The sequence below is a fragment of the Cedecea lapagei genome (assembly GCF_900635955.1).
GTDB classification, from domain to species: Bacteria; Pseudomonadota; Gammaproteobacteria; order Enterobacterales; family Enterobacteriaceae; genus Cedecea; species Cedecea lapagei.
The window spans coordinates 1993004-2007861 of sequence record NZ_LR134201.1 but is presented as its reverse complement, the minus strand read 5'-3'; the positions used below and the strand labels follow the sequence as shown (position 1 = coordinate 2007861).

The following is a 14858-nucleotide window of genomic DNA, read 5'->3' as shown; positions in this document are numbered from 1 at the left end:
GCCCTGGCCAAAGGGTCAGGCCATTGTGTTATAATTTACAAATGCGTAGATTTGCCGTTCCGCTTCTGACCTTGCTCTGCCTGCTCCCTGCTGAGGGAGGGGCGATGATTACCTCAAACTCCCTTCCGGCGCCCGCCGAAAAACTTCCTGATCTCGGGTTGTCCCCGGAATCCGATGCCGCTGCGCGCCATATCGCAGAGGTGGCCAAAAAATTCGGCGAGGACAGCATGACCGATAACGGGCTGGATACCGGCGAGCAGGCTCGCCTCTATGCTTTTACCGGCTTACGCGATTTGCTGACGGACAAAGTTACCGATGAAGCTCAGTCTCTGCTTTCCCCATGGGGAAAAGCCAGTTTTAATTTGAAGGTTGATCAGCACGGTAGCTGGAAGGGCAGCACGGGCTCCCTGTTCACGCCCTGGGAAGATAACAATCGTTATTTGACCTGGAGCCAGCTCGGTTTTAGTCAGCAGGAGAAGGGCGCGGTGGGAAATCTCGGCGTGGGCCAGCGCTGGGTGGCCGGAAAATGGCTGCTGGGATACAACACCTTTTACGATAATCAGCTGACCACTCAGCTCCAGCGAACCGGCTTTGGCGCCGAAGCCTGGGGCGAATACCTGCGGCTATCGGCTAATTACTATCAGCCGCTCAACGGCTGGCGTGGACAGACTGAAACGCTTGAACAGCGTCTGGCGCGGGGCTACGACGTCACGGCTCAGGCGTGGCTGCCGTTTTACCGCCATATCAATACCAGCCTGAGCTTTGAACAGTATTTTGGTGACAGTGTCACTCTTTTTAACAGCGATACCGGCTATCGAAACCCGGTTGCGGTGACGATGGGCATCAACTATACGCCGGTGCCGCTGATAACCCTGACGGCCCAGCACAAGCAGGGGGAAAGCGGAACGGCGCAGGAGAACGTTGGCCTGAAGCTCAACTACCGCTTTGGCGTACCGCTGCAGAAACAGCTTTCGGCCGAGGAGGTCGCGGCCAGCAGCTCGCTGCGAGGCAGCCGCTACGACAGCGTCGATCGCGAGTCTGTGCCTGTGATGGAGTACCGCCAGCGTAAGACATTGTCGGTCTTTCTTGCTACGCCGCCCTGGCAGCCTCAGCCTGGTGAAGCCGTTGCCCTTAAGCTGCAGGTACGAGCCGCTAACGGCATACGTAATATTGCCTGGCAAGGGGATACGCGGTCACTTAGCCTGACCTCGCCCGGACAGTCCCGGAGCACGGAGGGCTGGAGCGTGATTATGCCCGCATGGCAGGAAGGGGAAACAAATGAATATCGCCTGTCGGTGACGATTGAAGATGAGAAGGGGCAGCGGGCGACCTCGAACTGGATCACCCTGAAGCCTGCCGCACCTCTGCTGATTAACCCGGAAAATGACCCGCGATATTCGCTGGTTCCGGAAAACCCCGGAAATTAAAAAATACGCTCCTGGTGGACCCAGACCGCGGCTTCAACGCGAGATTTAAGCTTCATTTTCTTGAGAAGATGTTTAACGTGAACCTTCACCGTACTTTCGGTAATGTCCAGCCGCCGGGCGATCATTTTGTTAGGTAAGCCCTGGGCAATCAGCTTCAGAATGTCGCGCTCGCGCGGCGTGAGCTGATTAACGTCCCGGTCAGACGTTGAGCGGTTAGCCCGCAGGCTTGCCGCCAGAACCGGCGTCAGCGCTTCGCTGAGCACCATCTCTCCGGCCGCCGCCTGCTGCAAGGCTTTGAGCAGGTCTTCCGGCTCCATGTCTTTCAGCAGATAACCGTCCGCGCCGCGCTTGAGAGCAGTGACCACATCTTCTTCGTGATTAGAGACGCTGAAAACCACAATGCGTCCTGAAAGCGCCTTTTCACGCAGGCAGTCCAGCGTCTCGAGGCCGTTCATACCCGGCATATTCAGGTCCAGCAAAATAAGATCCGGATCGAGGGACTCCGCCAGCTGTACGCCCTGTTCACCGCTGCCGGCCTCACCGACGACGGCCAGCTCCGGGGCCATGCTGATAAGCTGCTTAACGCCGGTACGCATCATGGGATGATCGTCTATCAGCAAAATGGTTGCTGCTTCCTGATTGCTCATTCTTCGCTCCTTGTTACGGAAGAAAGCGGGACTTCTGGGATGAAATTGACGACCACTTCGGTGCCGCCGCAGGGGCGAGGACGAACCTGGCAGTCACCCTGCAGGGTTTGCGCGCGGTCGCGCATGATAATTAGTCCGTAATGATTGCTGCGCTCGCCGCCGTCGGAAATCCCTTTGCCGTTATCCCATATCACCAGGCGAACCTGATTTCCCTGACGGGTCACGTTGATACCGCAGGCGCTGGCCTCAGCGTGTTTTAGGCTGTTGTTTAGCGCCTCACGCGCAATTTGCACTAAATGTATGGCCTGATGGGAGGGGACCAGGCGCGGCGGAAGCTGGTAATCCAGCATCACCGGGAAGCCAAGCTTGTGGCTAAACTCCTGGCAACTGGCCTCCAGAGCGGGACGTAAACCTGGCTCTGTCAGCTTAAGGCGGAAGGTAGTCAGCAGCTCTCTGAGCTGGCGCCAGGAGGTATTAAGCTCGGCCCTGATCTGCTCCAGCAGCGCCTGGCTCTCCGGCGATAAATCCTTACCCTGCATTTGCAGGCAGCTCACCTGCATTTTCATACAGGAGAGCGACTGGGCGATAGAGTCGTGCAGTTCGCGTGCAATAGCCGAGCGCTCCTCCATGACCACCAGCTGCTGCTGATGTTCGTACTGGCGCTCGACGGCAAGCGTGGAGGTGAGCTGCTCCATCAGGGTGGCAATTAACTGCTGCTGATCTTGCGTCAGGCTGCGCCCTAAAGGAAGCTGAGCCAGCACCAGGCCATAGTGAATGTGGTTATCGGTGAGCCGCCACTTCAGCGTAGTTGTCTCTGCCAGCGAAGCTGTCTCTCTGACCGGGCAAAGCTGGCAGCCGCGAGCATCGCAGTGGGCATCCGGCTGGAAGGTAAACTCCTGGTAGTTTTCCTCATCTTCGAATTCGTAAACGCGCAGCTCAATACCGTGCAGCGGAGTCAGCTCCTGCAGTTCACTCAATACCGGTGATATACGCTGGCACAGCGGGACCTGGGAGTGCAGCCGCTGGTTTGCCTGATACAGAAACGACAGCATCTGGTTTTTCTGCTCGAGTCCGGTCGTTTTCTCTCTGACCCGACGCTCAAGTACGGCGTAGCTCTGCGCAAGCTCGCTGGACATGCTGTTGAGGGCTAGCCCAAGGGTCGCCATTTCGTCGCGCCCGCGGATGCTCACGCGCTGGGTGAAATCCCGCTGGCCAATGGCCGTTGCCATCGCCAGTAATTTTCGCCACGGGCGGAGTAACCTTTTGCGTAACCAAATCAGGGTAAAGACGATCAGTAGCCCGAGTAATACCGCCATACCTTGCTGCAGCAAAATAACGTGATGCAGGCGCGATTCCGTGGTGCGATCGAAGGAGCTGACCAGCTCATCAATACCGGCAACAAAACGGGCAACGGCGGGTTTTACCTGCTGCGGAGTTTGCGCCGCAATCAGCGCCGGCTCTAGCGTATTACGCCAGTAATCCTGGAGCTGGCGAAGCTTAGCCTGCTGCCCGTCGCGCTCGGCGGCAAGATGCAGCTCGTCGCTCCAGGTGGTTTGCTCCATTTCGCGAAGCAATTCCTTATCCTGCTCTGTCAGCGGAATGGCGGCCAGCAGGCGGTAGCTCTGCATGCGCATCGAGCCCGTTTTATTGATCGCGTGGGCATTGCCCGATATCCCCTGAGCCAGCCAGCCGGCGACGCCCATGCCGGCAACGCTCAGCAGCGCAAGCAGCATCACCACCAGCGCCAGCTGGTTAACCAGTGAAAGAGGAGAGAACAGGCGTTTTACCATTCGTGCGGAGGCTCCTGAAAGGGATATTGACAAGTGGCGCTATTTTCAGCCATCCCCTGGAGTATACCCATACCCCCTAAGGATTACCTCTAAATTGCCCAGGGGAGCAGGGCGATCTGTTCGTTTAACCATAACGAGAGTCAGGGATGTGAAAAACCACATCTTTTTTAAATCTATTCTTTACTCATAAAGAAGGATGGCCATTTTTTGCGCGCCGGAGAGATAGATTATCCATTGATTTACATCAACTAATCTCCACACCATAACCCTAAGGTTGCGGCAGTTACTCACACAAAATGAGGTGTTTATGTCACAGTCTCCCGTTACAGAAAAGTCTTCGGGCGCGCTGATTACCGACTGGCGGCCGGAAGATCCGCAGTTCTGGCAGCAAAAGGGTCATCGTATCGCCAGCCGCAACCTGTGGATATCGGTCCCCAGCCTTCTGCTGGCTTTTTGCGTCTGGATGTTGTTCAGCGCTGTGGCGGTCAACCTTAACAAGGTCGGGTTTAGCTTCACCACCGATGAGCTGTTTATGTTGACGGCTCTGCCGTCGGTGTCCGGTGCGCTTTTACGCGTACCTTACTCCTTTATGGTGCCGCTGTTTGGCGGTCGCCGCTGGACGGCGTTCAGCACCGGGATCCTGATTATTCCGTGCGTGTGGCTGGGCTTTGCGGTTCAGGATACCAGTACACCGTTTTCCACCTTCATGATTATCTCGCTGCTGTGCGGCTTCGCCGGCGCAAACTTTGCTTCCAGTATGGCGAATATCAGCTTCTTCTTCCCCAAGGCAAAGCAGGGCGGTGCGCTGGGGATCAACGGCGGTCTGGGGAATATGGGCGTCAGCGTGATGCAGTTGGCGGCGCCGCTGGTGATCACCGTGTCGATGTTTGCGGTGTTTGGCGGCAAGGGCGTTCAGCAGGGGGACGGCACAATGCTGTTCCTGGAGAATGCGGCCTGGATTTGGGTACCTTTCCTGGCGGTCTTCACCCTCGCGGCCTGGTTTGGTATGAACGATCTTTCTGCGTCAAAGGCCTCCCTGCGCGAGCAGCTGCCGGTGCTTAAGCGGGGACATCTCTGGATCCTTGGCCTGCTCTACCTGGCCACCTTCGGCTCGTTTATCGGTTTTTCTGCCGGGTTTGCGATGCTGTCTAAAACTCAGTTCCCGGAAGTGAATATCCTGCACTTCGCGTTCTTTGGACCGCTGCTTGGCGCGCTGGCCCGCTCAGCGGGGGGAGCTATTTCGGATCGCTGGGGCGGGATCCGCGTTTCGCTGTACAACTTTGTTGTAATGGCCGTTTTCAGCGCGCTGCTCTTTACCACGCTGCCGACTCACGGTCAGGGCGGCAACTTTATTGCCTTCTTCGGCGTATTCCTGGTGCTGTTCCTGACGGCGGGGCTGGGCAGCGGCTCTACCTTCCAGATGATCTCGGTGATCTTCCGCAAGCTGACCATGGATCGGGTGAAGGCCGAGGGCGGTAGCGATGAACATGCAATGCGCGAAGCCGCGACCGATACCGCAGCCGCGCTGGGCTTTATCTCGGCCATTGGCGCTATTGGCGGGTTCTTTATTCCTAAAGCGTTTGGCACCTCGCTGGATTTGACCGGCTCCCCGGCCGGAGCGATGAAAGTCTTCCTGGTGTTCTATATCGTCTGCGTGGTGATTACCTGGGTCGTATACGGCCGTAAATCTTCACGCTAATGCTTTGACCTTTTGGTTATCCCTTTGCGCGGCTTCGGCCGCGCTTTTTTTTACCGGAGGCTCACCCGGGCCGCCCTCCCAGCCTTACTACCCCTTAATACCTGATGAGCGGAAATGCCTAACCCCTGGGTAACGAAAATCGATTTTTTTATATTTAAATACAGTCAGTTACTTAAATTAATCGAATGACACTTTGGTGGTATATCGCCCTCGGGTGAGAAAGGCCTTACCAGGAGCAGTTGATCATCATCAAATATCCTCTTCTTTCTAAGCGTTACCGTTTTCGCATTCAGCAATGTCGACTTCACCAGAAGAGCCTCCAGGCTCCACATCAGGAGATCCCCGATGAGCAAATTCCTTGACCGGTTTCGTTACTTCAAACAGAAGGGCGAAACGTTTGCCAATGGGCACGGCCAGCTACTCGATACTAACCGCGATTGGGAAGAGGGCTACCGCCAGCGTTGGCAGCACGATAAGGTCGTTCGATCCACTCACGGTGTAAACTGTACCGGCTCCTGCAGCTGGAAAATTTATGTCAAAAGCGGCCTGGTGACCTGGGAAACCCAGCAAACCGACTACCCGCGCACCCGCCCTGATATGCCAAACCATGAGCCTCGCGGCTGCCCTCGCGGCGCCAGCTACTCCTGGTATCTCTACAGCGCAAACCGCCTCAAGTATCCGCAGATGCGTAAACGCCTGCTCAAGCTATGGCGTGAGGCAAAACTACTGCACAGCGACCCGGTTGATGCCTGGGCATCCATCGTCAATGACCCTGAAAAAGCGAAAAGCTATAAGCAGGCGCGCGGACGCGGCGGCCTGGTGCGCTCAAGCTGGCAGGAGGTGAATGAGCTGATTGCGGCGGCTAACGTCTATACCGCCAAAACTTACGGCCCTGACCGCATCACCGGCTTCTCGCCTATTCCGGCAATGTCGATGATCTCCTACGCCTCGGGGACACGCTATCTGTCGCTGATCGGCGGCACCTGTATGAGCTTCTATGACTGGTACTGCGACCTGCCGCCGGCCTCTCCTCAGACCTGGGGTGAGCAGACTGACGTTCCGGAGTCCGCCGACTGGTATAACTCCAGCTATATCATTGCCTGGGGTTCTAATGTGCCTCAGACCCGTACTCCGGATGCGCACTTCTTCACCGAAGTTCGCTACAAAGGCACCAAGACCGTTGCCGTCACGCCGGATTACGCTGAAATTTCTAAGCTTTGTGACCAGTGGCTGGCCCCTAAACAGGGAACCGACTCCGCCATGGCGATGGCGATGGGCCACGTTATGCTGCGCGAGTTCCACCTGGACAAACCCAGCCAGTACTTCACCGACTATGTGCGTCGCTACACCGACATGCCGATGCTGGTGACGCTGGAAGAGCGTGATGGCTTCTATGCCCCGGGCAATATGCTGCGTGCTGCCGATCTGGTGGATAACCTTGGCCAGGAAAACAATCCGCAGTGGAAAACCGTTGCCTTGAGCGACGCCACCGGCGATCTGGTTGCGCCAAACGGCTCCATCGGCTTCCGCTGGGGCGAGAAAGGCAAATGGAATCTTGAGCAGCGCGACGGCGGCAACGGGAATGAAACTGAGCTGCGCCTGAGCCTGCTGGGCAGCCATGACGAAGTGGCCGAGGTGGGCTTCCCGTACTTCGGCGGTGAAAGCACCGAGCACTTCAAAAACGTTAAGCTGAAAGACGTTCTGCTGCACAAATTGCCGGTGAAACGCCTGCAGCTGGCCGACGGCACGAGCGCGCTGGTCGCCACCGTTTATGACCTGACCATGGCCAACTACGGTCTGGATCGCGGCCTGAACGATGAAAACTGCGCCAGCAGCTATGACGATGTTAAGGCGTACACGCCAGCGTGGGCCGAACAGATTACCGGCGTTTCTCGCCACGATATCGTGCGTATTGCCCGTGAATTTGCCGATAACGCCGACAAAACTCACGGCCGCTCCATGATCATCGTCGGCGCCGGGGTAAACCACTGGTTCCACATGGATATGACCTATCGCGGGCTGATCAACATGCTGATTTTCTGCGGCAGTATCGGCCAGAGCGGCGGCGGCTGGGGCCACTATGTGGGCCAGGAAAAGCTGCGTCCGCAGACCGGCTGGATGCCGCTGGCCTTTGCTCTCGACTGGCAGCGTCCGCCTCGCCATATGAACAGCACGTCCTATTTCTACAACCACTCCAGCCAGTGGCGCTACGAGACGGTGACGGCGGATGAGTTTCTCTCTCCGCTGGCGGATAAATCCCGCTACACCGGCCATCTGATTGACTTCAACGTGCGCGCCGAACGCATGGGCTGGTTGCCGTCCGCCCCGCAGCTCGGGACTAACCCGTTACGCATCGCTGAAAAGGCAAAAGAAGCCGGCATGTCTCCGGTTGACTACACCGTGGATCAGCTGAAGTCCGGCGGTATCCGCTTCGCGGCCGAGCAGCCTGACTCCGGCTACAACCATCCGCGCAACATGTTTATCTGGCGTTCAAACCTGCTGGGTTCTTCAGGCAAGGGGCATGAGTTCATGCTCAAATACCTGCTCGGCACCGAGCATGGTATTCAGGGGAAAGACCTGGGCCAGGAAGGCGGTCAGATGCCGGAAGAGGTTGAGTGGGTCGATAACGGCCTGGACGGTAAACTGGACCTGGTGGTCACCCTGGACTTCCGTTTGTCGAGCACCTGTCTCTATTCTGACATCGTACTGCCGACCGCGACCTGGTATGAAAAAGAGGATCTGAATACTTCGGATATGCATCCGTTTATTCATCCGTTCTCCGCCGCGGTCGATCCTTGCTGGGAATCGAAAAGCGACTGGGAAATCTACAAAGGCATTGCGAAGGTATTCTCTGAAGTCTGTGTCGGCCACCTCGGGAAAGAAACCGATGTTGTCACACTGCCTATCCAGCATGACTCCGCCGCAGAGCTGGCGCAGCCGTATGACGTGCGCGACTGGAAAAAAGGCGAATGTGACCTGATCCCAGGTAAAACCGCGCCTCATATTATGGTTGTTGAACGTGATTATCCTGCCACCTACGAGCGTTTCACCTCGATCGGACCTCTGCTGGAAAAAATCGGTAACGGCGGGAAAGGCATCAGCTGGAACACCGAAAAAGAAGTCGACTTCCTGCGCAAGCTTAACTACGTGAAAACCGAAGGGCCGGCAAAAGGTCAGCCGCGCATCGAAACCGCAATTGACGCGGCGGAGATGGTCCTGAGCCTGGCGCCGGAAACTAACGGCCAGGTGGCCGTGAAGGCCTGGGCCGCGCTGGGCGAGTTTACCGGCCGCGACCACACGCACCTCGCGCTGCCGAAAGAGGAAGAGAAGATCCGCTTCCGCGATATTCAGGTGCAGCCGCGCAAAATTATCTCCAGCCCGACCTGGTCCGGCCTTGAAGATGAACATGTCTCCTATAACGCAGGGTATACCAACGTTCACGAGCTGATCCCGTGGCGTACGCTGTCAGGCCGCCAGCAGCTGTATCAGGATCATCAGTGGATGCGCGACTTTGGTGAGAGCCTGGTGGTCTATCGTCCACCTATTAATACCCGCTCCGTGGAAGGCATGATCGGCCATAAATCCAACGGCAACCCGGAAAAAGCGCTCAACTTCCTGACGCCGCACCAGAAATGGGGGATCCACTCAACTTACAGCGATAACCTGCTGATGCTGACCCTTAGCCGCGGCGGCCCAATTATCTGGCTGTGTGAAGCGGATGCGAAAGAAATTGGCATCGCGGATAACGACTGGGTTGAAGTATTTAACAAAAACGGCGCTCTCACGGCGCGCGCGGTGGTTAGCCAGCGCGTACCGGCCGGGATGACCATGATGTACCACGCACAGGAACGCATTATGAATCTGCCCGGCTCGGAAATTACCGGCCAGCGCGGCGGTATTCATAACTCGGTAACCCGTATCACCCTGAAGCCAACCCATATGATCGGCGGCTATGCGCAGCTGGCATACAGCTTCAACTATTACGGTACGGTCGGTTCTAACCGCGATGAATTCGTGGTGGTGCGTAAGATGAAAGACATTAACTGGTTAGACGGCGAAGGTAATGACCAGAAACAGGAGAGCGTAAAATGAAAATTCGTTCACAAGTCGGCATGGTGCTGAATCTTGATAAGTGCATCGGCTGCCACACCTGTTCCGTCACCTGTAAAAACGTCTGGACCAGCCGCGAAGGGATGGAGTACGCCTGGTTTAACAACGTCGAGACAAAGCCCGGTATTGGCTACCCGAACGACTGGGAAAATCAGGAAAAATGGAAGGGCGGCTGGATCCGTAAAATCAACGGCAAGCTGCAGCCGCGTATGGGTAACCGTGCGATGCTGCTGGGTAAAATCTTCTCTAACCCGCATATGCCGGTGATTGACGATTACTATGAGCCGTTTGATTACGACTACCAGAATCTGCACACCGCGCCGGAAGGCAGCAAGGCCCAGCCAGTCGCTCGCCCGCGCTCGCTGATTACCGGCCAGCGGATGAACAAAATTGAGGCCGGCCCAAACTGGGAAGAGCTGCTCGGCGGTGAGTTTGAAAAACGCGCTAAAGATCAGAACTTCGAAAACATGCAGAAGGAGATGTACGGCCAGTTCGAAAACACCTTCATGATGTACCTGCCGCGCCTTTGCGAGCACTGCCTTAACCCGGCGTGTGCCGCCACCTGCCCGAGCGGAGCTATCTATAAGCGTGAAGAAGACGGCATTGTGCTTATCGATCAGGACAAATGCCGCGGCTGGCGCATGTGCGTCACCGGCTGTCCGTACAAAAAGATCTACTTCAACTGGAAAACCGGCAAGTCAGAGAAGTGCATTTTCTGTTATCCGCGTATTGAAGCGGGCATGCCGACCATCTGCTCTGAAACCTGCGTAGGCCGTATTCGTTACCTCGGCGTCCTGCTGTACGACGCTGACGCCATCGAAGAAGCGGCAAGCACCGAGAACGAACAGGATCTGTATGAACGTCAGCTCGGCGTGTTTATGAATCCGCACGATCCGGCGGTTATCGAGCAGGCGCTGAAAGACGGCGTTCCTCAGGGCGTGATTGAGGCCGCGCAGAAGTCGCCGGTGTACAAAATGGCGATGGACTGGAAGCTGGCGCTGCCGCTGCATCCTGAATACCGCACGCTGCCGATGGTCTGGTATGTGCCGCCGCTGTCGCCAATCCAGTCTGCTGCAGATGCAGGCCAACTGCCGCACACCGGCGTGCTGCCTGATGTCGAAAGCCTGCGTATACCGGTTGAGTACCTGGCTAACCTGCTGACCGCAGGCGACACCGCACCGGTGCTACGCGCGCTGAAGCGCATGATGGCGATGCGCCACTACAAACGTGCGGAAACCGTAGAGGGCGTTCATGACGTGAGCGCGCTGGAAGAGGTTGGGCTGACGGAGGCTCAGGCGCAGGAGATGTATCGCTACCTGGCTATCGCTAACTACGAAGATCGTTTTGTGGTGCCGACCAGCCACCGCGAACTGGCTGAAAATGCCTTCCCGGAACACAGCGGCTGCGGCTTCAGCTTCGGCGATGGCTGTCACGGCAGCGATAGTAAATTCAATCTGTTCAACAGCCGCCGCATCGATGCCATTGATGTGTCCGGTAAAACGGAGCCGCACCCATGATTGAGCTGCTGATTATCTCTCGCTTGATGGAGTATCCGGATGCTGCCCTGTGGCAGCATCATGCAGAACTGACGGAGACGCTGTCTGAAGGTACGGCGCTGAACGACCAGCAGCGCAGCGATCTGAAGGCCTTTATTGCAAGGCTCTGTGGTCGTGAGCTGCTGGATGCTCAGGCAAGCTACGGCGAGCTGTTCGACCGCGGCAGGGCGACATCCCTGTTGCTGTTTGAACATGTTCATGGCGAATCCCGCGACCGCGGCCAGGCGATGGTGAACCTGATGAACCAGTATCAGCAGGCGGGGATGGAGATGGATAGCTACGAGCTGCCAGACCATCTGCCGCTGTATCTGGAATACCTTTCCCAGCGCACGGCGGAGGAAGCAAAAGGTGGGTTGCAGGATATCGCGCCAATCCTCGCTTTGCTCAGCGCCCGCCTGAAACAGCGTGAAAGCGAATATGCGCTGCTGTTCGACCTGTTGATTGCCATCTCGCAAAGCACAGTCAGCGTCGATACCGTGCGCCAGCAGATCGCCAACGAAGCGCGCGACGATACGCCGCAGGCGCTGGATGCGGTTTGGGAAGAGGAGCAGGTGAAGTTCATGGCTGATGACAGCTGTGGAGAGTCTGAAATTACCGCGCACCAGCGTCGTTTTGCCGGGGCGGTGGCTCCGCAGTACCTGAATATAGCAGGAGGGAAATAATGCATTTTCTCAACGTCTTCTTCTTTGATATCTATCCGTATCTTTGCGGCGCCGTCTTCCTGATCGGCAGTTGGCTACGCTACGACTACGGGCAATATACCTGGCGAGCAGGTTCAAGTCAGATGCTGGATCGCAAGGGTATGATGCTGGCGTCCAACCTGTTCCATATCGGGATTCTCGGTATTTTTGCCGGACATTTCCTGGGCATGCTGACGCCGCACTGGATGTATGAGTCGTTTTTACCCCTCGAGATTAAACAGAAAATGGCGATGTTTGCCGGGGGCGCGAGCGGCGTGATGACGCTTGTCGGCGGCCTGCTGCTGCTGAAGCGCCGCCTGTTTAATCCGCGTATTCGCGCGACTACGACCGGCGCCGATATCCTGATCCTGAGCCTGCTGATGATCCAGTGCGCGCTGGGTCTGGGCACCATTCCTTTTTCCGCCCAGCATATGGACGGCAGCGAAATGATGAAACTGGTGAACTGGGCGCAGCATGTGGTGACTTTCCGCGGCGGCGCCCATGAATACCTGGACGGCGTTGCGTTTATCTTCCGCGTCCACCTGGTGCTCGGCATGACGCTTTTCCTGCTGTTCCCGTTCTCTCGACTGGTTCATATCTGGAGCGCGCCGGTAGAGTACCTGACGCGCAAATACCAGATTGTTCGTGCGCGTCGCTAGTTCCCGTCAGTAATAACAAGCCCGGCAGCTGAACTGTCGGGCTTTTCTTGATCGTGACATATTCGTTTTTTGGAATGTGATCATTGACATTGTGACACTGAGATCTATTATGTCGGGGTTCATTTCAGAGGCCCTATGATGACCGCGTTAACGCCTTTACTGCTTTTTAAGCATCTGTCAGAAGAGACCCGGCTTTCCATCACCCTGATGCTGAAGGCGAAAACCGAGCTTTGCGTTTGTGATCTGACAGCCGCGCTGGAACAGCCGCAGCCCAAGGTATCACGGCACCTTGCGATGCTGCGAGGCAGCGGTTTGCTGCAGGACAGAAGGGAAGGTAAATGGGTCTACTATCGGCTTTCACCGCATATGCCTGCGTGGGCGGCGGCGGTTATTGAGCAGGCCTGGCTTAGCGAGGGGCATGGCGTCCTGGAGCGGATGAAACACCTCGAGGCCAGCGGGGCGATGGCAGGCTGCCGATAAAAAATTTTAGCTTAACATATCTGTTTTTTCGAATGTATATAAGGGCGGGTTCACATGTTATTAGCAGGGGCGATATTTGTTCTTACCATTGTGCTGGTTATCTGGCAGCCGCGTGGACTTGGGATTGGCTGGAGCGCTGCATCCGGCGCGGCGCTTGCTCTGCTCACGGGCGTGGTACAGGTGGGCGATATCCCCGTGGTATGGGCTATCGTCTGGAATGCCACAGCCACGTTTATCGCGGTCATTATTATCAGCCTGCTGCTCGACGAGTCGGGATTCTTTGAGTGGGCCGCGCTGCATGTTGCTCGCTGGGGAAAAGGGCGAGGAAGGCTGCTGTTTACCTGGATAGTTTTACTTGGGGCCACCGTCGCCGCGCTGTTTGCTAATGACGGAGCGGCGCTAATTCTGACACCCATTGTTATTGCAATGCTGCTGGCCCTGGGTTTCGGTCCAGCAGCAACGCTTGCATTCGTGATGGCTGCCGGTTTTATCGCTGATACCGCCAGCCTGCCGCTGATAGTCTCAAACCTTGTCAACATCGTTTCTGCTGATTTCTTCCACCTGGGCTTCAGCGAATACGCATCGGTCATGGTGCCGGTCAATCTTGCAGCCATCGTCGCGACGCTTGCCCTGCTTCATCTGTTTTTCCGCAGAGATATCCCCCTGGTTTATAACCCCGAACTGTTGAAGACGCCGGCCAGCGCTATCAAAGATCCTGCGACCTTTAAAGCCGGTTGGGGAGTTCTGGGGGCTGTTGCTGGTGGGCTTTTTTGCCCTTGAGCCAATGGGGATACCGGTCAGCGCCATTGCCGCTGCAGGCGCGTTGATCCTGCTGGCAGTGGCCTGGCGTGGTCAGGCAATTAATACCGGTAAGGTGCTGCGTGGGGCGCCCTGGCAAATAGTGATTTTTTCCCTGGGAATGTATCTGGTGGTCTACGGTCTGCGTAATGCCGGTCTGACGGGGCAGCTTTCAGCCCTGATGAGCACTATGGCAGCACAAGGGCTTTGGCAAGCGACGCTGGGAACGGGGTTAATTACGGCATTTCTCTCTTCAATAATGAACAACATGCCGACGGTTCTGGTAGGTGCCCTCTCTATTGAGGGAAGCAGCGCCGGAGGAGTGATTAAAGAGGCGATGATTTATGCCAACGTCATCGGCTGCGATCTCGGACCAAAGATTACGCCTATCGGCAGTCTTGCCACGCTGCTCTGGCTACATGTGCTCGCCAGCAAAAAGATCACCATCAGCTGGGGCTACTATTTCCGTACCGGCATTGTCATGACGATTCCGGTGCTACTGGTTACACTGGGCGCACTTGCGCTGCGTCTCTCTTTTTCTCACTGAGGTATAGGCCATGAGCAAGGTTACGATTTATCACAACCCCGAATGCGGTACCTCCCGCAATGTCCTGGCGCTGATCCGCAACAGTGGAACTGAACCTGCCATTATCTATTATCTGGAAACACCGCCGTCCAGGGCAGAACTGGCCGGGCTGATCGCCGATATGGGGATTGGCGTTCGCGAGTTATTACGGCAGAACGTCGCACCTTACGAGAAATTAGGTCTGGCAGAAGAAAAATTCAGCGATGAGCAGTTGACCGACTTGATGGTGCAATTTCCGCTGTTAATTAATCGTCCGATTGTGGTCACCGAGCTTGGGACTAAACTTTGTCGCCCCTCTGAGCGGGTGCTGGAGATCCTGCCTGACAAGCAGCAGGGCGCCTTCAGTAAAGAAGATGGCGAGCAAGTTGTCGATCGGCAGGGCAGGCGGCTGAAACGTTAAATCTCACTTGAAAGATCCCAGAAAAC

The 14858-nt window shown here is 56.4% G+C and carries 10 protein-coding genes and 1 pseudogene; 9 read left to right on the top strand and 2 right to left on the bottom strand.

The window, feature by feature from the left end; all coding sequences use genetic code 11:
* The first annotated feature begins 41 nt into the window (after window positions 1–41).
* Entirely contained in the window at window positions 42–1427 is a 1386-nt protein-coding gene (locus tag EL098_RS09735; RefSeq protein ID WP_126356036.1) for a YchO/YchP family invasin, read from the top strand.
* Here the strand turns inward: EL098_RS09735 and narL are convergent.
* Window positions 1424–2074, bottom strand: coding sequence for a two-component system response regulator NarL (gene narL, locus EL098_RS09730; RefSeq protein WP_126356035.1), 651 nt, complete (start codon window positions 2072–2074; stop codon window positions 1424–1426). The genes EL098_RS09735 and narL overlap by 4 nt on opposite strands.
* The gene (narX, locus tag EL098_RS09725; RefSeq protein ID WP_126356034.1) at window positions 2071–3864 is read right to left on the bottom strand and encodes a nitrate/nitrite two-component system sensor histidine kinase NarX; all 1794 of its coding nucleotides are present in this window, start codon (window positions 3862–3864) and stop codon (window positions 2071–2073) included. Before narX ends, narL begins: the two co-directional genes overlap by 4 nt.
* Window positions 3865–4171: 307 nt before the next feature.
* Between narX and EL098_RS09720 the strand changes: the two genes are divergently transcribed.
* The 8 genes and pseudogenes from EL098_RS09720 (at window position 4172) to arsC (ending at window position 14832) form a co-directional block, all read left to right on the top strand.
* Window positions 4172–5563 (top strand): NarK family nitrate/nitrite MFS transporter, encoded by a 1392-nt coding sequence (locus tag EL098_RS09720; protein WP_126356033.1) that lies wholly within the window; start codon window positions 4172–4174, stop codon window positions 5561–5563.
* 345 nt (window positions 5564–5908) lie between these two features.
* The gene (locus tag EL098_RS09715; RefSeq protein WP_126356032.1) at window positions 5909–9655 is read left to right on the top strand and encodes a nitrate reductase subunit alpha; all 3747 of its coding nucleotides are present in this window, start codon (window positions 5909–5911) and stop codon (window positions 9653–9655) included.
* Complete coding sequence (gene narH, locus EL098_RS09710) at window positions 9652–11190, top strand: nitrate reductase subunit beta (RefSeq protein ID WP_126356031.1); 1539 nt, start codon at window positions 9652–9654, stop codon at window positions 11188–11190. The genes EL098_RS09715 and narH overlap by 4 nt, the downstream gene beginning before the upstream one ends.
* The gene (gene narJ / locus EL098_RS09705; protein ID WP_126356030.1) at window positions 11187–11891 is read left to right on the top strand and encodes a nitrate reductase molybdenum cofactor assembly chaperone; all 705 of its coding nucleotides are present in this window, start codon (window positions 11187–11189) and stop codon (window positions 11889–11891) included. Before narH ends, narJ begins: the two co-directional genes overlap by 4 nt.
* The gene (gene narI, locus EL098_RS09700) at window positions 11891–12568 is read left to right on the top strand and encodes a respiratory nitrate reductase subunit gamma (protein ID WP_126356029.1); all 678 of its coding nucleotides are present in this window, start codon (window positions 11891–11893) and stop codon (window positions 12566–12568) included. Before narJ ends, narI begins: the two co-directional genes overlap by 1 nt.
* Before the next feature lie 138 nt (window positions 12569–12706).
* The gene (locus EL098_RS09695) at window positions 12707–13048 is read left to right on the top strand and encodes a metalloregulator ArsR/SmtB family transcription factor (RefSeq protein ID WP_126358403.1); all 342 of its coding nucleotides are present in this window, start codon (window positions 12707–12709) and stop codon (window positions 13046–13048) included.
* A gap of 54 nt (window positions 13049–13102) precedes the next feature.
* Window positions 13103–14393, top strand: a pseudogene (locus EL098_RS09690) (arsenic transporter).
* A 10-nt stretch (window positions 14394–14403) separates the two neighbouring features.
* The gene (gene arsC / locus EL098_RS09685) at window positions 14404–14832 is read left to right on the top strand and encodes a glutaredoxin-dependent arsenate reductase (RefSeq protein WP_126356028.1); all 429 of its coding nucleotides are present in this window, start codon (window positions 14404–14406) and stop codon (window positions 14830–14832) included.
* Window positions 14833–14858 lie beyond the last annotated feature (26 nt).

What these genes read in the sequence shown, in the direction of transcription:
- EL098_RS09735 (WP_126356036.1), top strand. Translation starts at nt 42, where the DNA reads ATGCGTAGATTTGCCGTTCCGCTTCTGACCTTGCTCTGCCTGCTCCCT.
- narL (WP_126356035.1), bottom strand. Translation starts at nt 2,074, where the DNA reads ATGAGCAATCAGGAAGCAGCAACCATTTTGCTGATAGACGATCATCCC.
- narX (WP_126356034.1), bottom strand. Translation starts at nt 3,864, where the DNA reads ATGGTAAAACGCCTGTTCTCTCCTCTTTCACTGGTTAACCAGCTGGCG.
- EL098_RS09720 (WP_126356033.1), top strand. Translation starts at nt 4,172, where the DNA reads ATGTCACAGTCTCCCGTTACAGAAAAGTCTTCGGGCGCGCTGATTACC.
- EL098_RS09715 (WP_126356032.1), top strand. Translation starts at nt 5,909, where the DNA reads ATGAGCAAATTCCTTGACCGGTTTCGTTACTTCAAACAGAAGGGCGAA.
- narH (WP_126356031.1), top strand. Translation starts at nt 9,652, where the DNA reads ATGAAAATTCGTTCACAAGTCGGCATGGTGCTGAATCTTGATAAGTGC.
- narJ (WP_126356030.1), top strand. Translation starts at nt 11,187, where the DNA reads ATGATTGAGCTGCTGATTATCTCTCGCTTGATGGAGTATCCGGATGCT.
- narI (WP_126356029.1), top strand. Translation starts at nt 11,891, where the DNA reads ATGCATTTTCTCAACGTCTTCTTCTTTGATATCTATCCGTATCTTTGC.
- EL098_RS09695 (WP_126358403.1), top strand. Translation starts at nt 12,707, where the DNA reads ATGACCGCGTTAACGCCTTTACTGCTTTTTAAGCATCTGTCAGAAGAG.
- arsC (WP_126356028.1), top strand. Translation starts at nt 14,404, where the DNA reads ATGAGCAAGGTTACGATTTATCACAACCCCGAATGCGGTACCTCCCGC.